The sequence below is a fragment of the Klebsiella sp. CN_Kp100 genome (assembly GCF_040065315.1).
Taxonomy (GTDB): domain Bacteria; phylum Pseudomonadota; class Gammaproteobacteria; order Enterobacterales; family Enterobacteriaceae; genus Klebsiella; species Klebsiella oxytoca.
Map to the genome: position 1 here is coordinate 1 of NZ_JBEAIJ010000046.1, position 25,140 is coordinate 25,140.

General features: G+C 59.6%; 23 protein-coding genes. 8 read left to right on the plus strand and 15 right to left on the minus strand.

All coding sequences use genetic code 11. From position 1 onward, the window contains the following. Nucleotides 1-218 precede the first annotated feature (218 nt). A complete protein-coding gene (locus ABLV12_RS20935) occupies nucleotides 219-395 on the plus strand; it encodes a hypothetical protein (protein WP_004099329.1) in 177 nt (58 codons plus the stop codon). A gap of 107 nt (nucleotides 396-502) precedes the next feature. Here ABLV12_RS20935 and ABLV12_RS20940 read toward each other — a convergent pair whose 3' ends face one another. From ABLV12_RS20940 to ABLV12_RS20960, 5 genes are all read right to left on the minus strand, one after another. Further along, on the minus strand, nucleotides 503-1,198 hold the full coding sequence (locus ABLV12_RS20940) for an ABC transporter ATP-binding protein (protein ID WP_004099330.1): 696 nt from the start codon (nucleotides 1,196-1,198) through the stop codon (nucleotides 503-505). Further along, nucleotides 1,191-1,973: an ABC transporter ATP-binding protein gene (locus ABLV12_RS20945; RefSeq protein ID WP_004099331.1), complete on the minus strand. Its 783-nt coding sequence runs from the start codon at nucleotides 1,971-1,973 to the stop codon at nucleotides 1,191-1,193. The genes ABLV12_RS20940 and ABLV12_RS20945 overlap by 8 nt, the downstream gene beginning before the upstream one ends. After that, complete coding sequence (locus ABLV12_RS20950) at nucleotides 1,960-3,009, minus strand: branched-chain amino acid ABC transporter permease (RefSeq protein WP_017146540.1); 1,050 nt, start codon at nucleotides 3,007-3,009, stop codon at nucleotides 1,960-1,962. Before ABLV12_RS20950 ends, ABLV12_RS20945 begins: the two co-directional genes overlap by 14 nt. Continuing rightward, nucleotides 3,009-3,908, minus strand: a complete 900-nt coding sequence (locus ABLV12_RS20955; RefSeq protein ID WP_004099333.1) for a branched-chain amino acid ABC transporter permease — start codon at nucleotides 3,906-3,908, stop codon at nucleotides 3,009-3,011. The genes ABLV12_RS20950 and ABLV12_RS20955 overlap by 1 nt, the downstream gene beginning before the upstream one ends. A 153-nt stretch (nucleotides 3,909-4,061) precedes the next feature. Continuing rightward, nucleotides 4,062-5,198 carry an ABC transporter substrate-binding protein gene (locus ABLV12_RS20960; protein ID WP_348867304.1) on the minus strand — a complete coding sequence of 379 codons (1,137 nt, stop codon included), beginning with the start codon at nucleotides 5,196-5,198 and terminating at the stop codon, nucleotides 4,062-4,064. On the opposite strand from ABLV12_RS20960, the gene ABLV12_RS20965 reads away from it, so the two are divergent. After that, entirely contained in the window at nucleotides 5,161-5,304 is a 144-nt protein-coding gene (locus ABLV12_RS20965; protein WP_348867305.1) for a hypothetical protein, read from the plus strand. The two genes, ABLV12_RS20960 and ABLV12_RS20965, sit on opposite strands and share 38 nt — an antisense overlap. A gap of 259 nt (nucleotides 5,305-5,563) precedes the next feature. Here the strand turns inward: ABLV12_RS20965 and eutC are convergent, their stop codons facing one another. The 4 genes from eutC to ABLV12_RS20985 form a co-directional block, all read right to left on the minus strand. Further along, on the minus strand, nucleotides 5,564-6,340 hold the full coding sequence (gene eutC / locus ABLV12_RS20970) for an ethanolamine ammonia-lyase subunit EutC (RefSeq protein WP_160885660.1): 777 nt from the start codon (nucleotides 6,338-6,340) through the stop codon (nucleotides 5,564-5,566). Further along, nucleotides 6,337-7,725: an ethanolamine ammonia-lyase subunit EutB gene (locus ABLV12_RS20975; RefSeq protein WP_064398689.1), complete on the minus strand. Its 1,389-nt coding sequence runs from the start codon at nucleotides 7,723-7,725 to the stop codon at nucleotides 6,337-6,339. The genes eutC and ABLV12_RS20975 overlap by 4 nt, the downstream gene beginning before the upstream one ends. Nucleotides 7,726-7,736: 11 nt before the next feature. Then, a complete protein-coding gene (gene eat, locus ABLV12_RS20980) occupies nucleotides 7,737-9,116 on the minus strand; it encodes an ethanolamine permease (RefSeq protein ID WP_004099338.1) in 1,380 nt (459 codons plus the stop codon). A 372-nt stretch (nucleotides 9,117-9,488) separates the two neighbouring features. Further along, nucleotides 9,489-10,871, minus strand: coding sequence for a glycosyl hydrolase family 28 protein (locus ABLV12_RS20985; protein WP_004099339.1), 1,383 nt, complete (start codon nucleotides 10,869-10,871; stop codon nucleotides 9,489-9,491). Nucleotides 10,872-11,100: 229 nt separating this feature from the next. On the opposite strand from ABLV12_RS20985, the gene mmuP reads away from it, so the two are divergent. Then, nucleotides 11,101-12,510 carry an S-methylmethionine permease gene (gene mmuP / locus ABLV12_RS20990; protein WP_032704611.1) on the plus strand — a complete coding sequence of 470 codons (1,410 nt, stop codon included), beginning with the start codon at nucleotides 11,101-11,103 and terminating at the stop codon, nucleotides 12,508-12,510. Next, complete coding sequence (mmuM, locus tag ABLV12_RS20995) at nucleotides 12,497-13,429, plus strand: homocysteine S-methyltransferase (RefSeq protein ID WP_004110935.1); 933 nt, start codon at nucleotides 12,497-12,499, stop codon at nucleotides 13,427-13,429. Before mmuP ends, mmuM begins: the two co-directional genes overlap by 14 nt. A gap of 89 nt (nucleotides 13,430-13,518) precedes the next feature. Here the strand turns inward: mmuM and fbpC are convergent, their stop codons facing one another. The 6 genes from fbpC to ABLV12_RS21025 form a co-directional block, all read right to left on the minus strand. After that, nucleotides 13,519-14,565: a ferric ABC transporter ATP-binding protein gene (fbpC, locus tag ABLV12_RS21000; protein WP_004110936.1), complete on the minus strand. Its 1,047-nt coding sequence runs from the start codon at nucleotides 14,563-14,565 to the stop codon at nucleotides 13,519-13,521. A gap of 11 nt (nucleotides 14,566-14,576) precedes the next feature. Next, a complete protein-coding gene (locus ABLV12_RS21005; protein WP_004099344.1) occupies nucleotides 14,577-16,655 on the minus strand; it encodes an iron ABC transporter permease in 2,079 nt (692 codons plus the stop codon). 69 nt (nucleotides 16,656-16,724) lie between these two features. Then, nucleotides 16,725-17,756: an ABC transporter substrate-binding protein gene (locus ABLV12_RS21010; RefSeq protein ID WP_004099345.1), complete on the minus strand. Its 1,032-nt coding sequence runs from the start codon at nucleotides 17,754-17,756 to the stop codon at nucleotides 16,725-16,727. After that, nucleotides 17,756-19,075 carry an MFS transporter family glucose-6-phosphate receptor UhpC gene (gene uhpC / locus ABLV12_RS21015; RefSeq protein WP_224226429.1) on the minus strand — a complete coding sequence of 440 codons (1,320 nt, stop codon included), beginning with the start codon at nucleotides 19,073-19,075 and terminating at the stop codon, nucleotides 17,756-17,758. Before uhpC ends, ABLV12_RS21010 begins: the two co-directional genes overlap by 1 nt. A 60-nt stretch (nucleotides 19,076-19,135) precedes the next feature. Continuing rightward, complete coding sequence (locus ABLV12_RS21020) at nucleotides 19,136-20,677, minus strand: MASE1 domain-containing protein (protein ID WP_004099347.1); 1,542 nt, start codon at nucleotides 20,675-20,677, stop codon at nucleotides 19,136-19,138. Beyond that, the gene (locus ABLV12_RS21025; protein WP_335269496.1) at nucleotides 20,677-21,306 is read right to left on the minus strand and encodes a response regulator transcription factor; all 630 of its coding nucleotides are present in this window, start codon (nucleotides 21,304-21,306) and stop codon (nucleotides 20,677-20,679) included. Before ABLV12_RS21025 ends, ABLV12_RS21020 begins: the two co-directional genes overlap by 1 nt. 341 nt (nucleotides 21,307-21,647) lie before the next feature. Between ABLV12_RS21025 and tauA the strand changes: the two genes are divergently transcribed. From tauA to tauD, 4 genes are read left to right on the plus strand one after another with little or no spacing between them, the layout of a single operon-like run. Beyond that, nucleotides 21,648-22,610 carry a taurine ABC transporter substrate-binding protein gene (tauA, locus tag ABLV12_RS21030; protein WP_004099349.1) on the plus strand — a complete coding sequence of 321 codons (963 nt, stop codon included), beginning with the start codon at nucleotides 21,648-21,650 and terminating at the stop codon, nucleotides 22,608-22,610. Nucleotides 22,611-22,621: 11 nt separating this feature from the next. Further along, nucleotides 22,622-23,389 carry a taurine ABC transporter ATP-binding subunit gene (tauB, locus tag ABLV12_RS21035; protein WP_016808629.1) on the plus strand — a complete coding sequence of 256 codons (768 nt, stop codon included), beginning with the start codon at nucleotides 22,622-22,624 and terminating at the stop codon, nucleotides 23,387-23,389. Next, nucleotides 23,386-24,213: a taurine ABC transporter permease TauC gene (gene tauC / locus ABLV12_RS21040; protein ID WP_004099351.1), complete on the plus strand. Its 828-nt coding sequence runs from the start codon at nucleotides 23,386-23,388 to the stop codon at nucleotides 24,211-24,213. Before tauB ends, tauC begins: the two co-directional genes overlap by 4 nt. Then, nucleotides 24,210-25,061, plus strand: coding sequence for a taurine dioxygenase (gene tauD / locus ABLV12_RS21045; RefSeq protein WP_004099353.1), 852 nt, complete (start codon nucleotides 24,210-24,212; stop codon nucleotides 25,059-25,061). The genes tauC and tauD overlap by 4 nt, the downstream gene beginning before the upstream one ends. Nucleotides 25,062-25,140 lie beyond the last annotated feature (79 nt).

The window sequence follows — 25,140 nt, forward strand, 5'->3', positions numbered from 1 at the left end:
CGCTGCTGTATGAAACTCTCCCGGAGGCGGCGCTTGACGCGCCTGTCCGGGCTACCAAACCGAGGAAAAGTAGCCCGGATAAGACGTTTACGTCGCAATCCGGGAAAGGCCCCAATATGCATCCCACAGCATTACTAATCCGGAATTGATATTTCCCGCTCGCCGTCAACTGTGGTTGAAATAGACCCAGGCAAAAATGCTTCCTGACGGAGGAGAAAATGAAAGTGGCGCTGTGGCAACGCATAACGGGCTGGCTGGCTTCTTTATCTGACGGTGAAGCCGGGCAGCAGGATACCCAACGCATCATGGAGGCAATATTACCGGTCGCCAGTCTCTACGGAATTGAGCTCGGCAACGTTGAAACAAGGTGGTTTCGCCATGATAAAACATACTGAGCGGCGCAGGACGCGTGAAGCCTACTGGAACGAGGTGTGCTTTGTGTAGCGCGAGGCTGTTTGCGGTTGCGGCGACGCAGGAAGCGAAGCCGCAGCCCTGAACAGCTTTATCCCCCCAGATACATCCGCTTGATTTCCGGATTCGCCAGCACCTCCTGCGCAGGACCCGAGAGCATAATCTTCCCATTCTCCAGCACATACGCGCGATCGGCGATGGTCAACGCCGCCGTGGCGTTTTGCTCCACCAGCAGCACGGTAATATTCTCCTCCCGCAGCTGCCTAATCGTGGCGAACAGCTCCCCGACAATTTTCGGCGCCAGCCCGAGACTTGGCTCATCGAGCATCAGCAGTACCGGTTCGCTCATCAGCGCTCTGGCGATAGCCAGCATCTGCTGCTCGCCGCCGCTCATGGTGCCCGCCATCTGAGCACGCCGCTCCTTGAGGCGGGGAAACAGGCTGTACATGCGATCGCGCAGGCGGGTAAAGCCGGCGAGATTATTGTAGGCCCCCATGCGCAGATTTTCTTCGATGGTCAGGTTGGTGAAGATGCGCCGTCCTTCGGGTACCAGCGCCAGCCCCTTACGCACAATCTGATGCGTCTGGCTGCGGGAGATATCCTCGTTGAGAAAATTGACCCGCCCCGTGGAGCGCACCAGGTTGACGATGCCGTTGAGGGTTGAGGTTTTCCCCGCGCCGTTGCTGCCGATAAGGGTAACGATCTCCCGGTCGTAAATATCAATATCAACGCCTTTTAGTCCCTGAATCACGCCGTAAAACACGTTTAATTCGCGCGCGCTAAGCATAACGAACGTCCCCCAGGTAAGCGGAAATCACGCCCGGATCCTCAATGGCTTCCGACATCAGGCCGCTAAACAGCGGCTTGCCGTACTCCAGCACCATCACCCGCTCGCACAGCTTGTTGACGAACGGCATATCGTGCTCGATCAGCAGTACGCTGAGCTGATAGTCGTTACGCATGCGGAAGATCAGGTCTGCCAGATCTTCCGTCTCCTTCGGGTTCATCCCGGCGGCGGGTTCGTCGAGCAGCAGTAATTTTGGCGAGGTCGCCAGCGCGCGGGCGATCTCCACCTTGCGCTGGTTGCCGTAGCTAAGGTTGGTGGCCTGCACGTCGGCGAAATGGGCGATACCGATATCGTCCAGAATCGCCATCGCTTTGGCCTTTGCCGCCCGCTCGGCGGGATAGTAGCGGCCGATATGCAGCGCCGCTTCCAGCAGCGAATAGCGGCTGGCGCTGTCGAGGCCAACCATCACGTTTTCCAGTACCGTCATCGAGTTGAACAGGCGGATATTCTGAAAGGTGCGGGCGATCCCGGCGTTAACCACCCGGTTCGGCTTCAGCCCCTTCAGCGACTTTCCCGCGAGGGTCACGCTGCCGCTGGTCGGTTTATAGTTGGCGGTGATGACGTTGAACATCGTGGTTTTGCCCGCGCCGTTGGGGCCAATCAGGCCAAAAATTTCCGCCTCGTCGACGTGGAAACTGACGCTGTCGATAGCCCGCAGGCCACCGAACTGCATGGTCACGTCCTGCACCTGTAAAATGACCTTATTTTGCGCCATCGCCGCGTCTCCTTTTGCCCACCTGCCAAATCTCTTTTTTGCCCAGCAGACCTTCGCGGGCGAACAGCATGATGATCAGCAGCAGCAGCGAGAACACCACCATCCGCAGGCCCGGATACGCGCCGAGATCGTGACCGAAGAACTGGAGCGGCTGGTCGAGAAAGCGCAGCCACTCGCCGCTGCCGACCACCAGTATGGTGCCGAGCAGCGCGCCGGTGGTGCTGCCCAGGCCGCCGAGCACGATAATAATCAGCAGCTGGAAGGTAAGCATAAAGTCGAACAGTCCCGGCGAGATGGTGGTCAGCAGCGAGGCCAGCAGGCCGCCGCCGATCCCTTCGAAGAAGGCGCTGGTGGCGAAGGCGCAGGTTTTAATGCGAAACGTGTTCACGCCCATGGCGATAGCGGCGTCTTCGTCGTCGCGCACCGCTTTCATCATTCGCCCGTACTTCGACCACACCAGCTGCAGAATCATCCCGGTCGCCAGCAGGGCGAACAGCCCGCACCAGAACAGCAGATGCGGCTGCTGCGGAATATCGTTGAGGCCAATCGCGCCGTTGGTGATCTGCGGATTGTTGATAGCGAGGATTTTAATGATAAAGCCGAAGCCGAGGGTCACAATCGCCAGGTAGTCGCCGCGCACGCGGAAGACCGGCAGGGCAAGGCAAACCGCCAGCGCCGCCGCGCACAGGCCGCTAATGAGCAGTGCGGGCAGGAATCCGGCGTGCAGCACGAGGATCCACGGGCTGGGCGCGGCCATCTCAAACATATCCAGCTTGCTGTCGCTGGGGAGGATCAGCAGGGCGGTGACGTAAGCGCCGACCGCCACAAAGCCGTTGGGCTCCAGCGACAGCTGGCCGGTCACGCCGTTGATCAGGTTATAGCTGACTGCGAGGATCATAAAGACGAAAATGGTGCTGATGACGCGAATAATGTAGTCGTTGAAGACGACGTTGATCCCGGCCAGCAGCGCGACGCAGAGAGCAATAATGACCAGGTTGCGCAGCTGCGCCCCGGCGGTAGTCGTAGCGTTGAGCATCAGAAACGGCTCCTTTCCAGACGTTCATCGCCCATAATGCCAACCGGGCGGAATAAGAGGACCAGAATCAAGAACATAAAGGCAAAGGCGTCTTTGTAGCCGCCCAGCTCGGGAAACAGGGCGACCGCCACCACCTCGGTAAAGCCGAGAATAAAGCCGCCGAGCACCGCGCCGGTGACGCTGCCGATTCCGCCGAGCACCGCGGCGGCGAAGGCCTTCAGGCCGATCAGCACGCCCATCAGCGGGTCGATAGTCGGGTAGCTGATGGAGTAGAACACCCCGCCCAGCGCCGCGAGGCTGCTGCCGAGGGCGAACACCAGCGAGATAATGCGGTTGGCGTCGATGCCCATCAGGCGGACGGTATTAACGTCGAAGGCCACCGCGCGGATCGCCATCCCGTAGCGGGTGCGGTACAGCAGCCAGAGGATCGCCAGCAGCAGCAGGACGGTGATCAGCGGCACGATCCACGCCACGTTGGTGATAATCACGTCACCAAAGGCGCGAGTGTTGTTGAAAAATTCCGGTGCGGAAAAGAAGCGCGAGCTGCCGCCAAACAGCACGTTGAACAGGTTTTCGAGGAAGAAGCTGACGCCGATGGCGGTGATCAGCATCGAGATTTTTGATGCCTGACGCAGCGGGCGATAGGCCACCCGGTCGATCAGCATGCCGAACAGGCCGCACAGCGCGAGGGTCAGGAAAACGGCTACCCCGAAGGGTAGTCCAATGGAAGAAAACAAAAACAGGGTGGTAAACGCCCCGACCATCATCACGTCCGCATGGGCGAAGTTGATCAGGCGCAGCACCCCATAAACCATCGTATAACCGATGGCAATCAGGGCGTACATGCCCCCAAGGCTCATTCCATTGACCACTTGCTGGAGAAAAATGGCACCATCCATCTGATATCTCTCTTATTTTCCCTAAATAATTCGAGTTGCAGGACAAAACGGTTAACCGTTTTGAACAGCGCTTGCGCTGGCCCCGTAGGGGCGATGCTCATGGATGAGCCGAGTAACACAGCCAGCGCACATGCAACTTGAAGTATGACGGGGTTAAGGATTAACCACGGTACGAAACGCCAGCTTGCCATCCTTCACTTCGTTGATGACCGCGCTGCGGATAGCGTCGCCGTTTTGTAACGTCAGCGTACCGGTTACGCCCTGGAAGTCCTTAGTAGCGCGAATTTTTTCGTTAACGCAAACCCGGTCGCGCGGGTCGCTGCACTGGTTCATGGCGTTGATAATGACGTTATAGGCGTCCGCCGCCATCGCGCCCCAGGTATGGGTCGGCTGCTGGTATTTGGCTTCCCAGGCTTTGATAAACACCTCGCCCGCCGGCGTTTGCTCTTTGGCGTTCGGCGAGTAGTAGTCGGTGGTCATATAGCCGTTGACCGCGTCTTTGCCGACGTCAAAAAAGACCTGATCCGCCGCCAGCCCGTCGCCGCCGACCACCGGCTTGCTCAGCCCCAGCTGCTTCGCCTGTACGGCGATCAGCGCCCCTTCGGTGTAGTAGATAGGCATATAGATCATGTCGACGTTCTTCGCCTTCACGCTGGCCAGCTGGGCCTTAAAGTCTTTGCTGCCGCCGGGAGCCTGAACTTCGATAGGAATGGTGCCGCCGTTTTTCAGGAACTGCGTGCGGAAGGCTTTCGCCAGGCCAACGGAGTAGTCGTTGCTGCTGTCGAAGACGATGGCGGCGGTTTTAGCCTTCAGATCGCGCGAGGCGAGGTTAGCGCCGACCACGCCCTGGAAGCTGTCGGAGAAGCAGACCCGACTGACGTAAGGGTGGTTGCGTGTGACGCGGTCGTTGGTGGCGGTTGAGGAGACCAGCGGCGTTTTACTGTCGTCGGCGATTTTGGTCATCGCCAGGGTATTGGAGGAGGTGACTTCGCCGATCACCGCGTCGACTTTATCGCTGGAGACCAGGCGCTGCATGGCGTTAGCGGCTTCGACCTTGTCGCTTTTATCGTCAATCACGATAAGCTTCACGGTGTCGCCATTTTTTAACGTCGGCGTAATGCTCTGGATGATATCCAGCCCTTTTTGCGAAGGTTGTCCGTAGCCGCTCAGCGCGCCGCTCAGCGGCAAGACCACGCCAATTTTAATTTCAGCCGCCTGCGCGCTGCTGGCACCGACCCACGCGGCAACCAGCGTGGCCGTTAAAGACGCTTTCCCGGAAAACTTGTTCATTTTTACCTCACCGTCGGTCGATTATTTATCTTTAACCATCAATGACTGCATAACATTGAGAAATAATTCACCTGGATATCCGGCGAATTATTGGCTGTTATATTGAATAGATAACGAGATATATTTGGTATGCAGATTTACCTTACAACGTCCGTTTCGTTTTTACTCATGCAATATTCTTATTACCTGCAGGAAAGGGCATAAGGCTGATGACAACCCTGTTTTGGGTACGGTGAACGCATTATGCCGGGGGCGGCTGACGCCTTACCCGGCCTGCAAAATCCGCAATGCCAGCGCGCACCCGAAAATAATATCCAGGTGCGCCCGGTAATATTAAAAATCTATTCTGCTGTCCGCCTGGTTTATTATTTTAGCTGGCTCAACGGTTTTATTTTTCCATGCAGTACAGGATTATCGCTTTCGTCTTTCAGGCGCACTCCGGTAAGCCGCCGCAAAAAGGCCTGCTCCAGTAGCCAGGCCAGCTTAAAAGCGGCGGCATCAAAGCTCAGCCCTTCCGGACGGATATTAGAAATACAGTTGCGCTCCGACTCCAGCCGCTGACGATGCGGCTGCCAGGTTAAATACACTCCGAGGCTGTCCGGCGAAGAGAGCCCGGGCCGTTCGCCAATCAATATCGCCACCGCTCTGGCCTTCAGCGTTTCGCCTATATCATCGCCCAGCGCGACCCGCGACTGGTGCGCCAGCACCACCGGGGCCAGGCTCAGGCCGAGGGTTTTCAGATAGGGCAGCAGGGCGCGAATCAGCGGCACTGCCTGGCGCTGCACGGCGTACGACGACAGCCCGTCGCCAATCACCAGCAGCAGGTCGGCGGGGCGCGCGCCGCTGGCGGCGAGGTCGGCGCGGCTCTCTTTGTTCAGCTGTCGCCCCAGATCCGGGCGATTCAGATAGACATGGCGATCGCTGGCGGCGCTGCGGACGGTCAGCGTCGACAGCCCCAGCTCCGCCAGCGGCTGAACAAGCTGGTCGCTGGCGAAAGGTTGGTGGATAGCATCGCGCGCCCGGGCGTGGGCGAGGCCGAAATTCAGCACTTCACGGGTCGGCAGGCTGGCGCCGCTGCGCCCCAGCGCAATCCGCGCATCGGTAAACTCACGCAGCGGGTTCCAGGCGTCGGGAGGATTCATACCGGTTCTCCTTGCGGCAGGACGGAAAGCAGCGGATGGTGGGCATCGGTCAGACGCAGCGCGCCGTGGCGGTCAATAATCTGCATCTTCGTCAGCCAGTCGGCGAACTCAGGCGCATGCTGTAAACCCAGCAGTCGGCGGGCGTAAAGGGCATCGTGGAACGAGGTGCTTTGGTAGTTGAGCATAATATCGTCTGCCCCCGGTACGCCGATCAAAAAGGTCAGCCCGGCCGCGCAAAGCAGCGTCAGCAGGGTATCCATATCGTCCTGATCCGCTTCGGCGTGATTGGTGTAGCAAACGTCGCAGCCGATGGGCAGCCCCATCAGCTTGCCGCAGAAGTGATCTTCCAGCCCGGCGCGGATAATCTGCTTACCATCGTACAGATACTCCGGGCCGATAAAGCCCACCACCGTATTGACCAGCAGCGGCTCAAAATGACGGGCGACGGCATAGGCCCGGGCTTCGCAGGTCTGCTGATCAACGCCGTGGTGGGCGTTGGCGGAAAGAGCGCTGCCCTGGCCGGTTTCAAAATACATCACGTTGTTGCCCAGCGTGCCGCGGTTCAGGCTAAGCGCCGCTTCCCGCGCTTCCTGCAGCAGCGCCAGATTAATGCCAAAACCGCTGTTGGCGGCTTCGGTACCGGCCACCGACTGGAACACCAGATCCACCGGCGCGCCGCGCTCAATCAGCTGCAGGGTGTTGGTGACGTGGGTCAAAATGCACGACTGGGTCGGAATGGCGAAGCGCTGAATGATATCGTCAAGCATATGGTTCAGCTGCGCCAGCACCGGCAGGCTGTCGCTGGCCGGATTGATGCCGATCACCGCGTCTCCTGCGCCATACAGCAGGCCGTCGAGCATGCTGGCGGCGATGCCTTTGAGGTCATCGGTCGGGTGATTGGGCTGCAGGCGCACGCTCAGGCGCCCCGGCAGGCCGATAGTGTTGCGAAAACGGGTGACGACCCGGCATTTGCTGGCGGCGAGGATCAGATCCTGATTGCGCATCAGCTTGCTGACCGCGGCGGCCATCTCCGGGGTTATCGCGCGGGCGACCTGGCGCAGCGCCGCTTCATCGGTGGCGTCGTCGAGCAGCCAGTCGCGAAAATCGCCGACCGTAAGATGGCGAATCGCCGCGAAGCCCCGGGCGTCGTGGGTATCGAGGATCAGCCGGGTCACCTCATCCTGCTCGTAGGGAATCAGCGGATTATCGAGAATCTCGGTGAGCGGAACCTCCGCCAGCGCCATTTTTGCCGCCATCCGCTCTTCGGCGGAGCCGGCGATAACGCCCGCCAGCGCGTCGCCGGAACGCGCAGGGGAGGCCTTCGCCAGTAGGGTTTTCAGGCTCTCAAAGCGCCATACCTGGCCCGATAGCGTGGTTTTATACATGTGTCGCCTCCTCAGGAGACCGTACGCAGCTGCGGATCCACCGCCGCGCGCTGGCGAGCCGCTGCGGTCTTGCGAAACCACAGGTAGCCGCCGAGCATCATGGCGGCGAAAATCAGCGCCAGCAGCGTGTTGTACCAGACCATCGCCACCAGGCAGAGCACCGCCATGGCCAGCGCGAAGGCCGGCGCCCACGGATAGAGCGGCGCGCGGAACGGTCGAATCAGCTTCGGCTCGCTGCGGCGCAGCTTAAACAGCGCCGCCATCGAGGTGATATACATAACAATAGCGCCAAATACCGACATCGTGACGATACAGGCGGTCAGCGGCATCCCGCTAATGGTGATCAGCGAATCGGAGAAAATGGCGGCGATGCCGACCACGCCCCCGGCGAGGATCGCCAGATGCGGCGTGCGGGTGCGGCGGTTCAGCGTCGCCAGCCCGGCGGGGAGATAGCCCGCGCGCGCCAGAGAGTAAATCTGCCGCGAGTAGCCCATGATAATCCCGTGGAACGAGGCCACCAGGCCAAACAGCCCCAGCCACACCAGCATATGCAGCCAGCCGCTGCTGTTGCCGACCACCATTTTCATCGCCTGCGGTAGCGGGTCGTTGATATTGGCCAGGGTTCGCCAGTCGCCGACGCCGCCGGCAAAGACCATCACGCCTATCGCCAGTACGGTCAGGGTCAGAATGCCGCCGCCCAGCGCCCGGGGAATAGTGCGTTGCGGATCTTTAGCTTCTTCGGCGGCCATCGATGCGCCTTCAATCGCCAGAAAGAACCAGATCGCGAACGGGATGGCGGCAAACATGCCCGGCAGCGCCAGGCCGCTAAAGCTTTCTGCGCCCGCCCAGCCGTTAGCGGTAAAATGGCTCCAGGAGAAGCCCGGCGCGACCACGCCCATAAACACCAGCAGTTCGAAAATCGCTAATAACGTCACCACCAGCTCAAAGGTGGCGGCAATCCCCACGCCGAGAATATTCAGCGTCATAAAGATAATATAGGCGCCGCAGGCCACCCATTTGGGGTCGAGCGCCGGAAACTGCACGTTCAGATAGGCGCCGATGGCCATAGCGATGGCGGGCGGGGCGAAGACGAATTCAATCAGGGTCGCGAAGCCGGCGATAAACCCGCCGGTGGGGCCAAAGGCGCGGTAGGCGTAGGCAAAAGGTCCGCCCGCATGCGGAATGGCGGTGGTTAGCTCGGTGAAGCTAAAAATAAAGGCGCAGTACATCGCGGCGATGGCCAGCGCGACGATCAGAAAGCCCAGCGTCCCGGCCTGGGACCAGCCGTAGCTCCAGCCAAAATACTCCCCGGAAATAACCAGCCCAACGGCGATCCCCCATAAGCGGAAACTGCCGAGCGTTCTTTTAAGCGTTGTGGTTTGCTCTGTCATGTTCGTTGCCTCGCCAGATAAAGATATCGGGAGGGTTGCAAAGAGAATGCCAGGGCATACCACCGATAAACGCGGCGGTTTAAGAACCTATCCCATTAGGGCTATCTTATTTGCCAGTTTGGCCCTGGGCAGTGCTCAGACAATACTCACAGAGTGTTGTCTGAGCACTGCCCAGGGCGGCCCGCAGGGGGAGCGTAGCGAATCATCCTCACGTACTACGTGTACGCTCCGGTTCTTGCGCGCTGTCCGTGTGCAAACTGTCTGCAACGATTACGCCTGTTGGGCCAGGCTCTACGCCAACGAGGATCAAAAAAGGGGCAGACCGCGCCCGGCGGAAGAGTCGCCGTGGTGCAGCTGCCCGCAAATGTGGCGTTACTGGTGCACGATGGCGCCAGCGTCTTGTTGAATTACCGGACCTGCTTTCACCTGCAGGTTAAGTCCTTTACTCTCCAGCTCGGCATTGCGAATGCGCAGGCCGCGGTCGGCTTCAATATTGACGTTGCTAAAATGGAAACCGCTGAGCGGCGCTTCCGGGGTACCGATAATATAGGCCGCCGCTTTGCTGTCGCCGGTGGAGGTTAAATTCTCAACGGTGATGTTACTGAAGTGCGGAGTCTTGTATTTATCGAACGGCTGTTTCGGGTCGCTGTCCGGCGGATAGATCTGCTCGCCGAGGGTAAAGCCGCCTGCCTGCAACAGCTTATCGACCTCGGCCTGCACAATCGGCGCGGCTTTGTAATAGGCGGAGAACACCAGCGGCACCTCAACGTTATGCATTCTGGTATTGCTGTAGACGATATTTTTTACCTCGCCGCCTTTGCCGCGCGGGCTTTTAATCCGAATGCCGTACATCGAACCTTCGAAGGTATTGTTTTCCACCAGCACGTTATTCACGCCGCCTGCGCTCTCGCTGCCGATGGAGATCCCGCGCCCCTGCTTCAGAGTGTTGTTGGCGATATAGATGTTATCCACCACGCCGTCCGGGAAGCGCGGGTCGGCTTTCTCCGCCTTGATGGCAATATGGTCGTCGTTACAGTCGATATAGTTGTTGGTAATACGGATATTCTGGCTATCGATAGGATCGATGGCGTCGGTGTTCGGCGCATGCCACGGCGAAAGAATACGCGTGCCGTTGATATCGACATCGTGCGCGTAGCGGGTGACCACGTGGAAGCTGGGTGAATGGGTGAGGGTCACGCCGTCGATAAGCACGTTGCTGGCGCGGGTGATATAAATCAGCCGCGGCCGGTCGGTACCGCCTTTCTTGCCGGTGGCGCGGATATTTTCCCGCCAGCGTTCCCACCACACTGCGCCCTGGCCGTCGATAGTGCCTTCACCGACGATGGCCACGTTTTGCGCGTCGGCGATGCTAATAAACGGCAGCCAGCCGTTTTCCGCTTCGGCGTATCGCGTTTTATCATCGCCGCGATAGGCAGCCACTTCGGTTGAGGCCACCAGGGTGGCGTCTTTCTCCAGCTTAAGCTGAATATTATTCTTCAGAAACAGCGGGTTGGTGAGGAAATTACCTTTCGGCACCAGCACCGTTCCCCCTCCGGCGGCGGCGCAGTCATCAATCGCTTTTTGAATGGCATCGGTGTTGAGCGCGATTTGCAGCCGATGGCCTTCTGCGCCGTAGTGGGTGATATCACAGACTTTATCGGGAAACTTCACGGAACTCGCGGCCTGAGCGGCGTGCAGCGGTAGAAGGCCGACGGCGGCAGCGGCGGCCCACAGAGGCAAAGCGCGGGGTATCATGGCATTATCCTTTTTTGGTTTGTTGTTTTGTAAAATTAGCACCAATGTTTTGATTTAATGAGGGCGGCGATCACGGTTTCTCTTTTGTCGTTATTCTGCCCATAAGTGGCGATGATGATTTGGGCGAATGCATAGATGACAGGCCCGGCGGCTTTGCAATTTGGCGACAGGCGGGGTATAAGGAACCTCTTATCTGGATGTTTAGATGTCTATACGCCCATGGGGTCAAATGCAAACAACACAACAACAACAAGGTGGGCAGCTTAAGCGCACCATGAAGACTCGCCACCTGATCATGCTGTCGCTGGGTGGCGTTATTGGCACAGGGCTATTTTTTAATACCGGCTATATCATCTCCACCACCGGAGCGGCGGGCACGCTGCTGGCCTATCTGATTGGCGCGCTGGTGGTCTGGCTGGTGATGCAGTGTCTGGGCGAACTTTCGGTGGCGATGCCGGAAACCGGGGCGTTTCACGTCTACGCCGCGCGCTATCTCGGCCCGGCGACCGGGTATACCGTCGCCTGGCTCTACTGGCTGACCTGGACCGTCGCGCTTGGCTCAAGCTTCACCGCCGCCGGATTCTGCATGCAGTACTGGTTCCCGCAGGTGCCGGTATGGGTCTGGTGCGTGGTATTCTGCGCGGTGATTTTCGCGCTCAACGTTATCTCCACCCGCTTCTTTGCCGAAGGTGAATTCTGGTTCTCGCTGGTGAAGGTGGTCACCATTATCGCCTTTATTATTCTCGGCGGGGCGGCGATCTTTGGCATCATTCCGATGCAGGATGGCTCTCCGGCGCCGGGGCTGCGCAATATCACCGCCGAAGGCTGGTTCCCGCACGGCGGTCTGCCGATCCTGATGACCATGGTGGCGGTTAACTTCGCTTTCTCCGGCACCGAGCTTATCGGCATCGCGGCGGGGGAAACGGAGAATCCGCATAAAGTCATTCCGGTGGCCATTCGTACCACCATCGCCCGGCTGATTATCTTTTTCATCGGCACCGTCTTCGTGCTGGCGGCGCTGATCCCGATGCAGCAGGCGGGAGTCGAGAAAAGCCCGTTTGTGCTGGTGTTCGAAAAGGTCGGTATTCCCTACGCGGCGGATATCTTTAACTTTGTGATCCTGACGGCGATTCTGTCGGCGGCCAACTCTGGCCTTTACGCCTCCGGGCGGATGCTGTGGTCGCTCTCCAATGAAAAAACGCTGCCGTCCTGTTTTACCAAATTGACCAGGAACGGGGTGCCGCTGACGGCGATTTCGGTCAGCATGCTCGGCGGCGTGCTGGCGCTCTTCTCCAGCGTCGTGGCCCCGGATACGGTGTTTGTCGCGCTGTCGGCGATTTCCGGTTTTGCGGTGGTGGCGGTATGGCTGAGCATCTGCGCCTCGCACTTTATGTTCCGCCGTCGCCATCTGCAGCAGGGGAAGGCGCTAAGCGAACTGCACTATCGCGCGCCGTGGTATCCGCTGGTGCCGGTGCTGGGATTTGTGCTTTGCCTGGTAGCCTGCGTGGGTCTGGCGTTTGACCCGAGTCAGAGGATTGCGCTGTGGTGCGGGATCCCGTTCGTGGCACTGTGTTATGGTGCGTATTATCTGACTCGTTCACGGAAACTCACCCAGGAGCCTCAACATGTCGCAGAATAATCCGTTAACCGCCCTCATTGACGCAAAGCCCTTTATCCTGCTGGACGGCGCGATGGCGACGGAGCTGGAAGCGCGCGGCTGCAATCTTGCCGACAGCCTGTGGTCGGCGAAAGTGCTGGTCGACAACCCGGAGCTTATCCGCGAAGTTCACCTCGACTATTTCCGCGCCGGCGCGCAGGTGGCGATCACCGCCAGCTATCAGGCCACTCCGGCAGGTTTTGCTGCCCTCGGCCTTGATGAAGCGCAGTCGAAAGCGCTGATCGGCAAAAGCGTTGAGCTGGCCCGCAAGGCGCGGGAAGCGTATCTGGCGGAAAACCCGCAGGCGGGCGCGTTGCTGGTTGCCGGTTCGGTCGGGCCGTACGGCGCCTTCCTGGCGGACGGCTCGGAGTATCGCGGCGATTATGTCCGCAGCGATGAGGAATTTCAGGCATTTCATCGTCCGCGCGTGGAAGCGCTGCTCGACGCCGGGGCCGATCTGCTGGCCTGTGAAACGATGCCGAATTTCGCCGAGATGAAGGCGCTGGCGGAGCTGCTGACTGCCTATCCGCGCGCGCGGGCATGGTTCTCGTTTACCCTGCGCGATGCGCAGCATCTCAGCGACGGCACGCCGCTGCGGGAAGTGGTTGCCGTGCTGGCAAACTATCCGCAGGTGGTGGCGCTGGGCATTAACTGTATCGCGCTGGAAAACACCACCGCCGCGCTGGCGCATCTGCATAGCCTGACGGCGCTGCCGCTGGTGGTTTATCCTAACTCCGGGGAGCACTATGACGCGGTATCCAAGACCTGGCATCGCCACGGCGAAGCCTGTGCAACGCTGGCGGAATATTTACCCCAGTGGCTGGCGGCGGGGGCGAAGCTGATTGGCGGCTGCTGCCGCACGACGCCGAAGGATATTGCCGAACTGAACGCGCGGCGTTGAGTTTGCGCCGGGTGGCGGCTGATGCCTTACCCGGCCTACAACGTGCACGAATCGTAGGCCGGGTAAGCGTAAGCGCTACCCGGCATCAATCACTTGGCATCCGCTAACACAAACATCCCGTACGGGTGGATTTCGAGATAATAGTGCTCGCCGACATCCGGCTGCAGCCGCGTCGCGTTCACCTGCAGCAAAATTTCCTGCTCGTGCCACTCTACCGTCACCTCGTACTGCGGTCCCATATAGGCCACGTGGCGAATCGTGCAGCGCTGGCTCTCCTCGCCGCGATCGCTCAGGGTGATCGCCTCCGGGCGCACGCCGACGCTGCCCTCGCCCTGGGCGGCAAAATGCGGCGGCCTCGGCAGCCGATAGCCATAAATATCGACAAAATCCTCGCTAAAGGCGGCCGGGAACAGGTTGGCATCGCCCATAAAGCTCGCCATAAAGCGCGATGCGGGCTGGCGGTAAAGATCCTGCGGCGAGCCGATCTGCATGATATGTCCCTTATTCATCACCAGCACGGTATCGGAAACCGCAAAGGCTTCGCTCTGATCGTGGGTCACATACAGCGAGGTGATATCAAACTGCTTCTGTAACTCGCGGATCTTATCGCGCATGCTGCGCCGCAGGTTGGCGTCGAGGTTGCTTAAGGGCTCATCAAACAGCAGCACCTTTGGCTTGAGGATCAGGGCGCGCGCCAGCGCCACGCGCTGCTGCTGACCGCCGGAGATCTGATCGACATAGCGATCTTCGAATCCTTCCAGATCCACCATCGCCAGCGCCTCCTTCACCCGCGCTTTCACGTCGCTGCGCGACACGCCGAGCATCTTCAGACCGTAGCCGACGTTGTCCCCCAGCGACATATGCGGAAACAGGGCGTAAGACTGAAATACCATACAGATGTCGCGCTGCTGAATGGAGCGATGAGTAACGTCTTCGCCATCGATGAAAATCTGTCCTTCGCTCGGTTTTTCCAGCCCGGCGACCAGGCGCAGAATGGTGGTCTTGCCGCAGCCGGACGGGCCGAGCAGGGTCACCATTTGTCCCTGGGGGATGGTGAGATTGATATTGTCGATAACCGTGTTGCTGCCGAATCGCTTGGTGACGTTGCGCAGCTCAACAAAATTTTTCTGACTCATAGTGCGCTCCATTACGCCTGGTTTTTGGCTTTTGACCGGGAGATACGCGCTTCCCCGATCAGCCAGTCAAAGATAAAAATAATCGCCAGCATCACGACGATCAGAATCGATCCGTAGGCGATCGCCACGCCGTATTCGCCGTCTTCCACCCGGTTGAGGATATAGGCGGTAGCGACGCGGGTGTCCGGCGTCACGAGGAACACAATGGCGCTGACGGTGGTAATGGCGCGCACAAAGCTGTAGATCAGCGCCGAGAGGATCGCCGGGCGCAGCAGCGGCAGCAGGATATGCGTAATGGTGCGCAGGGAACCCGCGCGCAGGCTGAGCGACGCTTCGTCCAGCGATTTGTCGATCTGGCCTAAACCGGCAATACCTGCCCGAATGCCCACCGGCACGTTACGCATGACCATCGAGATAATCACAATCGCCGCCGTTCCGGTGAGGTACACCGGCGCGCTGTTAAAGGCGAGAATATAGGAGACGCCCGCCACGGTGCCCGGCACCGCGAAGCACAGCATGGTGGTGAACTCGATGGTCTTTTTGCCTTTAAACTGCTGTCGCACTACGATCCAGGCGATCAGCAGGCCGAAAGCGGCGGTGATGGGCGCGGCGATCCCGGCGTAAAGCAGAGTATCGAGCAGCGAAGGCCAGGCGCCGTCGCTCATCCCCTGGCCGAACAGCTTGATAAAGTTATCCAGCGTCAGGGTGTAGTCCACGCCCCAGTTAACGGTAAAGCTGCCGTAGAAAATACTGCCGTAGAGCAGGGCGTTGAAGGCGATCCACACCGCCAGAATGGCGATCACGCTCCACACCAGGGTCACCGGCAGCGGCTGCACGTCGCCACGGTAGGACTTGCCGGAAACCGTGACGTAAGAGCGCTTGCCGATCCACATATACTGAATGCAGAACACCAGCAGCGAGAACAGCAGCAGGAATGCGCCGAGAGTACTGGCGGCCTGATAATCGAGCTGCGAACCGGTGATATAGAAGTAGATTTGCGTCGCCAGTACGTCGAAGTTGCCGCCGAGCACCAGCGGGTTGCTGAAGTCGGCCAGCGACTGAACGATGACGATTAAAAACGCGTTCGCCAGCGCCGGTTTCAGCAGCGGGACGAAGACGCCGTTGAAGGTCTGCCAGCGGCTGGCGCGCAGGGTGTACGACGCCTCCTCCAGCGACGGATGAATGGTCTTAATCGCGCCGTCGAGGATCATAAACGCCATCGGGGTGAACGCCAGCACCTGCGCCAGCCAGATGCCGGTAAATCCGTACAGCCAGTTGGTGTTGGTTAAGCCAAACCAGTCGACCATCAGTTCGGTGACGTAGCCGGAACGGCCCATCATCAGGGTAACGCCGAGACCGACGACAAACGGCGGGGTGACGATCGGCAGAATCGAGAAAATGCGGCCAATAATCGCGCTGCGCTGGGCGATACGGGTGGTGTAAATCGCCAGCACCAGACCAAAGAAAGTGCAGCCGATGCCTACCGCAATCGACAGGGCGATGGAGTTGAGGATCACCTGGACAATATGCGCCTGCGACAGCACGGCCATAAACGCCAGCGGGGCAAACTCGCCGGCGTCGTTAGTGAACATCGGGATGAAAATAGCGATGCTCGGCCAGACGATAAAGACGCCGATTAACGCCACGATGGTGACCAGCGAACCAATGACAAAGCGGTCGCCCCCCAGCCATTCCAGGCGGGTGAGCGCCAGGGTCATGATGGCCCCCAGCGCGACAAACAGCACGATGGTGGCGTAGCCTAATCCGCGGCCTTCCACGGTGGCGCTGACGACGATAAACGCCATACAGCAGAACGCCCAGCCAGCATCGAGATAGTGGCGGCTGCGCTGCTCCCGCCTGGCTTCCTGAAAGGGACGAATCAGCAGCAGGCTCGGTAACAGATACCACAGCCAGCTGATATTGAACTGTGACCAGCCGTAGGCCGCGAGAATTTCATCGCTCGTGGACTCCAGCAGACCGTAATCCAGGCTCCAGCTCGGCAGCAGGGCAAACGCCAGCCAGCCGAATAAAACCCAAAGGAATATCGCATCCCGCTTTTTCACGGGATGGAGTGCAAGTGTGTGTGACATAAGTTTTCCGGTGTCGTAGGCCGGGTAGGGCAGTGATGCCGCCACCCGGCAAATGAACGCAATGCGGGCTTATTTACCCATCTTCACTTCGCTAACCCATTTATTGATTAGCGCTTTACGCACGTCCGTTGAGCCGTATTTATCCATGTCATAGTTGATGAGCTTCAGGTCGTCGAGCTTCAGCGAGTTCGGCGAGGTGTCGGCGGTAGTGTTGGTCAGGATCTGATAAGACTTGCCTTTCTTCCACGCCAGCTCCTGGGCATCTTTCGACAGCACCCAGTCGACAAACAGTTTGGCGTTGTCGAGGTTGCGCGCGCCCTTCAGGATACTGACGCCGCCAATTTCATAGCCGGTGCCTTCGCACGGCGAGATCAGCTCCAGCGGCGCGCCCTGTTCTTTTTCCAGCGAATAGTCGTGCAGGAAGCCGATGCCGATGGCCGTTTCACCGCGGGCGGCGTTGCGGGCCGGGGCGATACCGGACTTCGTGTACTGGGAGACGTTAGCGTTAAGCTGTTTGAGATAATCGAAAGCCTGATCGTCCCCCCACAGCTGGGCGAAGGTCGCCAGCGCGGTGTAGGCGGTGCCGGAACTCTGCGGGTCGGCAATCTGAATTTCGCCTTTATATTCCGGTTTAGTCAGATCTTTCCAGCATTTCGGCACCGGCAGATTTTTCTCTTTCAGGCGCTGGGTGTTCACGCCGAAGCCGAGTATGCCAACGTACACCGCCGAGGAGTAGTTGCCTTTCAGCTTCGCCGGATCGCGGAACTGCTCCATCACCTGCGCAAGATTGGGCGATTTATAGGGCTGCAGCAGGCCCATTTCACCGGCCTGGGACTGCGGGTCGAGGGTGCCGCCGTACCAGACATCCGCCTGCGGGTTTTTCTTCTCGGCATCGACCTTCGCCAGCGTGCTGCCGGAACCGTTGCGAATAAATGAGGTTTTTACGTCATATTTTTCGCCGAAGGCTTTGGTTTCCGCCTCACACATTTCGTTGGTGGCGCTGCAATAGACCACCAGACGACCTTTGGCGTGCGCCGCGCCGCTTAACGTCGCCAGCGCAATGCCGGAAGCAATCAGGGTAGTGACCAGCGTTTTTTTCATTATTTTATCCTTTGAGCAGCAGAGGTAGTAATGCTCGCCATCAGCAGCGGCATCAGCAATAAACCCATCAGAACTGCGGCGACCGAGAGTAAACTGAACATGCCCGACCAGCCGTAGCGTTCAATGACCAGCGACAGAGGCCAGCCCGCCAGCGCTGCCCCCAGATAGGCGAACAGGCCGAGAAATCCGGTAATTGAACCCGCCGCCGCTTTGTGTCCGCACTCCACCGCCGCGAGGCCAATCAGCATTTGTGGGCCAAAAACGAAGAAGCCCACCGTAAAGAAACACACCGCCAGCAGCGCGTAGTGATGGACCGGCGCCAGCCAAAGCGCGGCGACGGAGACCATCAACCCCAGCGTGAACAGTAAAATCATCGGCGCCCGCTGGCCGCTGAACAGCAGATCCGAGCCCCATCCGGCGAACAACGCCCCGAGCAGACCACCCGCTTCAAACAGCATCACCGTGGCGTTGGCGCTGAGCAGATTGACGCCGTGGCTCTCCGTCAGCCAGATGTTGCCCCAGTCGTTGAGCGCGATGCGGATCAGATAGACCAGCACGTAAGAGACGCCCAGCAGCCAGATCATTGGATTCTTCAGCATCGTGGTGCGCAGCATCTGCCATAGCCCCATCGGCGGGCTTTGCTGCTCCTGGCGCAGCTCCAGCGGGTCGTTACGCCAGCGGCCTACTGACGGCAATCCCTCTTCGCGGGGCGTTCCTTTCAGGTGCAGCGTTAACCAGATGCCTGATGCCATGCTGATCGTTCCCGGTGCCAGCATCGCCGCCTGCCAGCCCCACCAGTGGGCGGCAAAGGCGCTAATCAGCGGGATAATCGCTCCGCCGATATTGATCGACATATTCCAGCAGCCCCACCAGAAGCCGCGTTCGTTGCGCGAGTACCAGTGGGTCAGCAGGCGGGCGCAGGGAGGCCAGCCCCAGCCCTGAAAAAATCCGTTCAGCGTCCAGACCGCCAGCAGCAGCGTCAGCGATTCGCCGAAGGCGAACACCACGTTCAGCAGACCGGTGGCGAACAGGCCCACGCCCATAAACCAGCGCTGCCCGTGGCTGTCGTGCCACAGTCCGGCGGTAAACTTCGACAGACCGTAGGTCAGGTAAAACAGCGATCCCAGCAGGCCGATATCGCCTTTATCCAGACCCAGATCCGTTTGCAGCGCCGGCAATACGTAGTTGACGCTTTTGCGCGTCAGGTAAAACGCCGCATATCCGATGACCATGTACATCAGCAGCTGCGGACGCAGCGTCCGGTAATGTTGATTAATGTCGGTTGCTGAGCGCATCGCCGTCTCCGTTTTGCTGACTATATGAAAGTGAAATCGAAAGGGGATGAGAGAAAGTCCGGAGTGACTAAGACTTTTTCCTGGTTAGCCGGCTGTTTGTTGCAAATTTGTGGGCAAGTTAACAATTACCCGCGTCCCATGCTGCGACTCCAGGGTCAGCTCTCCGCCCAGGGCGCTGACCCGTTCACGCATGCCCTGAATGCCGAAGCCGGCCATTTTGTCGGGGCTGATACCGATACCGTTGTCCTTGACCTCCAGGCGCAGCAGCGTCCCCTGCTGATACAGAGCAATGGCAACCTCGCTGGCGTCGGCGTGTTTACAGACGTTGTTAAGCAGCTCCTGTAGCAGCCGATAGAGGGTAAAACGTACCGTTTCGCTCTCCGGCGTGGCGGTGAGCCGGTAGTCAAAGCGGCAGCGGATACCGCGCTCGGCAAAGGCAAACTCATTGAGCAAATGGTGCAGCGCCTCTTTAAACGACAGTTCATCAAGGGCCGGGGGGCGTAGCTGGCGCAGCAGCTGGCGGGTAGAGTGGTGAATACGCCGGGCGAGATCGTTAATCTGGCTGGCGGCGGCCTGGGTTTGCGCCGGATCGCGCGCTCGCTTCACCAGCTGCGACTGGATCTGAATGGCGGTAATATTCTGGCCGATTTCGTCGTGCAGCTCGCGCGCCAGGCTTTTGCGCGTATCCTCTTCGGTATGGATCAGCTTTTCGGTTAGCGCCCGCCGCGCCGCCAGCTCCGCCTCCAGCCGCTGGCGATAGTGGTGCAGGTTTTGCGCCAGGTGCTGCTGGCGACTGATGGCAATCCCCAGCCCGATACCGAGCAGCGCCTGGGTCGCCAGAAAAATCTCCAGCTCCACCAGGTTGCTGAATCCGACGCCAACCTGACGGGCGATGGTGATCATCATGCTGCCCAGCAGACCGGAGAGAACGCCGCCCTGCCAGCCGAACTTCCACGCCATCACCACGTTGGGCAGAAACACCACAATTAACAGCAGACGCTCGATTTCCGGCGACAGAACCATTTGGGTGCCGATGCCAATAATAAAGAACAGGCTGCACCAGATGATCAATGAGGTGCGCAGCGGCGGATTATTGGTATCCAGCCCCAGCAGGTGGTAGCGGTGCTGCTGGCGCAGGAATTCAAAAATCAGATAGACAAACGGCGTCAGCAGCACCCCGCCGGTAAACGAGGCCAGACCGAGCATCATCGCCGGACTTTTCACAAACGGCGAGAGCAGGGCGGTGTTGAGTAATGCGCTGGCGGTGACCGTGGCCAGCAGCAGCGTCAGCCGCTGCCAGTAAAGGGGGAAGCGGTGCCAGAACTGTTGGGCGATGCCGGCGGGAAGCAGGCCGATCAACGGCGCGGCCAGCAGAATATAGCCGTTCAGCAGCTGTTCGCCGTGCAGCCAGAACAGCATCAGCACGGGAGGCAGCACCAGCGCGGGCCAGTAGCGGCGCGAAAGCAGGATCAGCAGCGCCAGATAGACGCCGTGAGGCAGGAACAGCGCCGCCTGCTGGCCGTTATGGGTCAGGTAAAACCCGAGCGTCCACAGCATCAGCCAGCCGCTTCCCCAGGCCAGCACGATGAACAGCGAGATGACGCTGTGGCGAAGGCTGCGCGACATTAATGACCCGCCAGCAGCTGGTGGTCGAGGGCGAAATGGACGAGATCAATGGTGCTGTGGCACTGCAGTTTGCCCAGCACGTTGGCGCGATGAACGTGCACCGTCTTGTGGCTGAGATCGAGCTTGAAGGCGATTTCCTTGACGCTGTCGCCTTTAACGAGCAAATCAAACACTTCGCGTTCACGCGGGGTGAGCACCTCGAGCACCTGCGCCGGTTGCTCTACGCCGCGCAGCGCCCGCAGGGCATCGGCGCACAGGTAGTGTCCACCCATACCGACGGAACGCACCGCCTGCACGAGCTCTTCCGGGCCGCAGCGTTTGGTCAGATAGCCGCTGGCGCCGGCATCAAGGGCGCTCTGCACGAAGGCCGGGGTGTCGTAAATGCTGAGAATAATGGCGCGAAACTGCGGCTTTTGCGCGCGCAGGCGCTTTAGCAGGCTCATGCCGTTCTCATCCGGCATGGCGATATCCATGACCGCCACGTTGACGTCGTCGCGCAATAATGCCGGCCACGCTTCCGCCGCGCTGCTGAACTGGCCAACCACCTCGAGATCCTCTTCGAGGCTGAGTAACTGCGCAAAGCCTGAACGCACCACCACATGGTCATCGACCAGCACCACTCGAATCATGTTTCTTCTCTCTTAGCGCATCATGGTTCTATGATGCCTGCCGCCGCTGCGCTGGCAATCAATCAGGCGCAGTTATGCAATGAATGTAACAAAATCGCAATACACTTCATCCTTCAAGCTGCCTCTTTGTTGGCTTCGTTTGCCCGCCCCGATCACTGACTTATGTCAGCTCCCGGGGACGAACAACCTTGCCGCCTCGATGCAGCATGAATGATTTTGTGTATAAGCATTGCCGATTTTTTTCTAAAAACGCTTTGTTCTTAGCAAGAATTTTTAATTACTTCATCAAACGCATCGCGCCGGAAATACTGCACCCATAACAACTATGGGAAGCAGACACTATGGCACTATCATCGCGTATCACACTCATTGCCGCGCTGGCGCTGGCGGCATTCCAGGCCCAGGCGGTGAACGTCACCGTGGCGTATCAGACCTCCGCCGAACCGGCGAAAGTCGCCCAGGCGGACAACACCTTCGCCAAAGCGAGCGGGGCGACCGTCGACTGGCGCAAGTTTGACAGCGGCGCGAGCATCGTGCGGGCGCTGGCTTCCGGCGACGTGCAGATCGGTAACCTTGGCTCCAGCCCGCTGGCGGTCGCCGCCACCCAGCAGGTGCCGATTGAAGTCTTTCTGCTGGCCTCAAAGCTCGGTAACTCCGAAGCGCTGGTAGTGAAGAAGAGCATCACCAAACCGCAGGACCTGATCGGCAAACGCATCGCCGTGCCATTTATTTCTACGACTCACTACAGCCTGCTGTCGGCGCTGAAGCACTGGGGGATTAAACCGGGGCAGGTGCAGATCCTCAACCTGCAGCCGCCGGCGATTATTGCCGCCTGGCAGCGCGGCGACATTGACGGCGCCTACGTCTGGGCGCCGGCGGTCAACGCGCTGGAAAAAGACGGCACGGTTCTCACCGACTCGTCGCAGGTGGGGGAGTGGGGCGCGCCGACGCTGGACGTGTGGGTGGTACGCAAAGACTTTGCCGAAAAGCATCCTGATATTGTCAAAGCCTTCGCCAAAAGCGCCATTGACGCGCAGCAGCCCTATATCGCCAACCCGGATGAGTGGCTGAAGCAGCCGGAAAACATCAGCAAGCTGGCGCGCCTGAGCGGCGTACCGGAAGCCGACGTGCCGGGGCTGGTGAAAGGCAATACCTATCTGACCGCTGCCCAACAGGCGCAGGAGCTGAACGGGCCGGTGAATAAAGCCATCATCGACACCGCTAAATTCCTGAAAGAGCAGGGTAAAGTCCCCGCAGCGGGAAGCGACTACAGCCAGTACGTTACCGACCGTTTTGTGAAGTAAAGGAGGTCATGATGCTGCAAATCTCGCATCTTTCCGCCGACTACGGCGGTAAACCAGCGCTGGCGGATATCAACCTGACGCTGGACAGCGGTGAACTGCTGGTGGTCCTCGGGCCTTCCGGCTGCGGTAAAACCACGCTGCTGAACCTGATTGCCGGATTCGTGCCTTATCAGCACGGCAGCATCACTCTTGAAGGCAGGCGGGTTGAAGGGCCGGGAGCCGATCGCGGCGTGGTCTTTCAGAATGAAGGGCTGCTGCCGTGGCGCAACGTGCAGGATAACGTCGCGCTCGGGCTACAGCTGGCGGGCGTCGACAAAACGCAGCGCCGGGCAACCGCCGCGCGGATGCTGAAAAAAGTCGGCCTCGAAGGGGCGGAAAAGCGCTTTATCTGGCAGCTTTCCGGCGGCCAGCGTCAGCGGGTGGGCATTGCCCGCGCGCTGGCGGCCAATCCGCAGCTGCTGCTTCTCGACGAGCCGTTTGGTGCGCTGGATGCCTTTACCCGCGAGCAGATGCAAACCCTGCTGCTCAGCCTGTGGCATGAGACCGGCAAGAAGGTACTGCTGATCACCCACGATATCGAAGAGGCGGTGTTTATGGCCACCGAGCTGATACTGCTTTCGCCGGGGCCGGGCCGGGTGCTCGAACGGCTGCCGCTCGATTTTGGCCGCCGCTTTGTGGCCGGCGAATCCTGCCGCAGCATTAAATCGGACCCGCGGTTTATCGAACAGCGCGAGTACGTCCTCAGCCGGGTATTTGAACAACGGGAGGCTTTCTCATGAGCGTGGTCATCAATGATAAACCGCGTCAGCGTAGGCTGAAGTGGCGCTGGCCGTTCTCGCGTCAGCTCACTCTCAGCGCGGCGACCCTGGCGGTACTGCTGGCTATCTGGTGGGCCGTTGCCGCCCTGCAGCTGATTAGCCCGCTGTTTCTACCGCCGCCGGGGCAGGTATTGCAGAAACTTATCACTATTGCCGGTCCGCAGGGTTTTATGGACGCCACCCTCTGGCAGCACCTGGCGGCGAGCCTGACGCGTATCGTTATCGCGCTGCTGGCGGCGGTACTGCTCGGCGTGCCGGTCGGAATCGCCATGGGGCTGAGCCCCACGGTACGCGGGATCCTCGACCCGCTGATCGAGCTATATCGCCCGGTGCCGCCGCTGGCCTATTTACCGCTGATGGTGATCTGGTTCGGCATCGGCGAGACCTCGAAGATCCTGTTGATCTACCTGGCGATATTCGCGCCGGTGGCGATGTCGGCGCTGGCGGGCGTAAAGAGCGCCCAGCAGGTGCGCATTCGCGCCGCGCAATCTTTAGGGGCCAGCCGGGCGCAGGTGCTGTGGCTGGTGATCCTGCCCGGCGCGCTGCCGGAGATCCTCACCGGCCTGCGCATTGGGCTCGGCGTGGGTTGGTCGACGCTAGTGGCCGCGGAGCTGATTGCCGCCACCCGCGGGTTAGGTTTTATGGTGCAGTCCGCCGGTGAGTTCCTCGCCACCGACGTGGTGCTGGCCGGGATCGCGGTGATTGCCATCATCGCCTTTTTACTGGAACTGGGGCTGCGCGCGCTGCAGCGTCGACTGACGCCCTGGCATGGAGAAGTACAATGAGCGAACGTTTAAGCATTACCCCGCTGGGGCCGTATATTGGCGCGCAGGTATCCGGCGTCGATATTACCCGCCCGCTGAGCGACAACCAGTTTGAGCAGCTGTATCACGCGGTGCTGCGTCACCAGGTGGTGTTCCTGCGCGAGCAGAATATCACTCCCGAACAGCAGCGGGATCTCGCCCTGCGCTTTGGCGACCTGCATATTCATCCGGTCTATCCGCACGCGCCCGGCGTCGATGAGATTATCGTGCTTGATACCCACGACGATAACCCGCCGGATAACGATAACTGGCACACCGATGTCACCTTCATTGAGACGCCGCCCGCCGGGGCGATCCTCGCGGCAAAAGAGCTGCCGTCAACCGGCGGCGACACCCTGTGGACCAGCGGCATTGCGGCCTATGAGGCGCTCTCCGGGCCTTTACGCCAGCTGTTAAGCGGCCTGCACGCGGAGCATGATTTTCGCAAATCGTTTCAGGAGTATAAATATCGTAAAAGCGAAGAGGAGCATCAGCGCTGGCTGGAGGCGGTCGCGAAAAATCCGCCGCTGCTACATCCGGTAGTGCGCACCCATCCGGTGACCGGTAAACAGGCGCTGTTTGTCAATGAGGGCTTTACCACCCGCATCGTTGACGTCACGGAGAAAGAGAGCGAGGCGCTGCTCGGCTTCCTGTTTGCTCACGTCACTAAACCGGACTTTCAGGTGCGCTGGCGCTGGCAGCCGAACGACGTGGCGATTTGGGATAACCGCGTCACCCAGCACTACGCCAACGCCGATTACCTGCCGCAGCGGCGCATTATGCACCGGGCGACGATTCTCGGGGACAAGCCGTATTACCGGGCTGGTTAATTTCTATAGCCCGGCTAAGGCGCAATGTGCCATAAGCCGGGAAACAACCTACGATAAACGCACCGCAGCATAGTACGCG

Bases quoted from the DNA above. Each gene is read 5' to 3' on its own strand.
- fbpC (WP_004110936.1), bottom strand. From the start codon at position 14,565: ATGAGTCAGAAAAATTTTGTTGAGCTGCGCAACGTCACCAAGCGATTC.
- tauB (WP_016808629.1), top strand. From the start codon at position 22,622: ATGCTGCAAATCTCGCATCTTTCCGCCGACTACGGCGGTAAACCAGCG.
- ABLV12_RS20975 (WP_064398689.1), bottom strand. From the start codon at position 7,725: ATGTATAAAACCACGCTATCGGGCCAGGTATGGCGCTTTGAGAGCCTG.
- eat (WP_004099338.1), bottom strand. From the start codon at position 9,116: ATGACAGAGCAAACCACAACGCTTAAAAGAACGCTCGGCAGTTTCCGC.
- ABLV12_RS20985 (WP_004099339.1), bottom strand. From the start codon at position 10,871: ATGATACCCCGCGCTTTGCCTCTGTGGGCCGCCGCTGCCGCCGTCGGC.
- tauD (WP_004099353.1), top strand. From the start codon at position 24,210: ATGAGCGAACGTTTAAGCATTACCCCGCTGGGGCCGTATATTGGCGCG.
- mmuM (WP_004110935.1), top strand. From the start codon at position 12,497: ATGTCGCAGAATAATCCGTTAACCGCCCTCATTGACGCAAAGCCCTTT.
- ABLV12_RS20955 (WP_004099333.1), bottom strand. From the start codon at position 3,908: ATGGATGGTGCCATTTTTCTCCAGCAAGTGGTCAATGGAATGAGCCTT.
- eutC (WP_160885660.1), bottom strand. From the start codon at position 6,340: ATGAATCCTCCCGACGCCTGGAACCCGCTGCGTGAGTTTACCGATGCG.
- ABLV12_RS20960 (WP_348867304.1), bottom strand. From the start codon at position 5,198: ATGAACAAGTTTTCCGGGAAAGCGTCTTTAACGGCCACGCTGGTTGCC.
- ABLV12_RS21005 (WP_004099344.1), bottom strand. From the start codon at position 16,655: ATGTCACACACACTTGCACTCCATCCCGTGAAAAAGCGGGATGCGATA.
- ABLV12_RS20940 (WP_004099330.1), bottom strand. From the start codon at position 1,198: ATGCTTAGCGCGCGCGAATTAAACGTGTTTTACGGCGTGATTCAGGGA.
- ABLV12_RS20950 (WP_017146540.1), bottom strand. From the start codon at position 3,009: ATGCTCAACGCTACGACTACCGCCGGGGCGCAGCTGCGCAACCTGGTC.
- ABLV12_RS21020 (WP_004099347.1), bottom strand. From the start codon at position 20,677: ATGTCGCGCAGCCTTCGCCACAGCGTCATCTCGCTGTTCATCGTGCTG.
- ABLV12_RS20945 (WP_004099331.1), bottom strand. From the start codon at position 1,973: ATGGCGCAAAATAAGGTCATTTTACAGGTGCAGGACGTGACCATGCAG.
- ABLV12_RS20935 (WP_004099329.1), top strand. From the start codon at position 219: ATGAAAGTGGCGCTGTGGCAACGCATAACGGGCTGGCTGGCTTCTTTA.
- mmuP (WP_032704611.1), top strand. From the start codon at position 11,101: ATGCAAACAACACAACAACAACAAGGTGGGCAGCTTAAGCGCACCATG.
- ABLV12_RS21010 (WP_004099345.1), bottom strand. From the start codon at position 17,756: ATGAAAAAAACGCTGGTCACTACCCTGATTGCTTCCGGCATTGCGCTG.
- tauA (WP_004099349.1), top strand. From the start codon at position 21,648: ATGGCACTATCATCGCGTATCACACTCATTGCCGCGCTGGCGCTGGCG.
- ABLV12_RS21025 (WP_335269496.1), bottom strand. From the start codon at position 21,306: ATGATTCGAGTGGTGCTGGTCGATGACCATGTGGTGGTGCGTTCAGGC.
- tauC (WP_004099351.1), top strand. From the start codon at position 23,386: ATGAGCGTGGTCATCAATGATAAACCGCGTCAGCGTAGGCTGAAGTGG.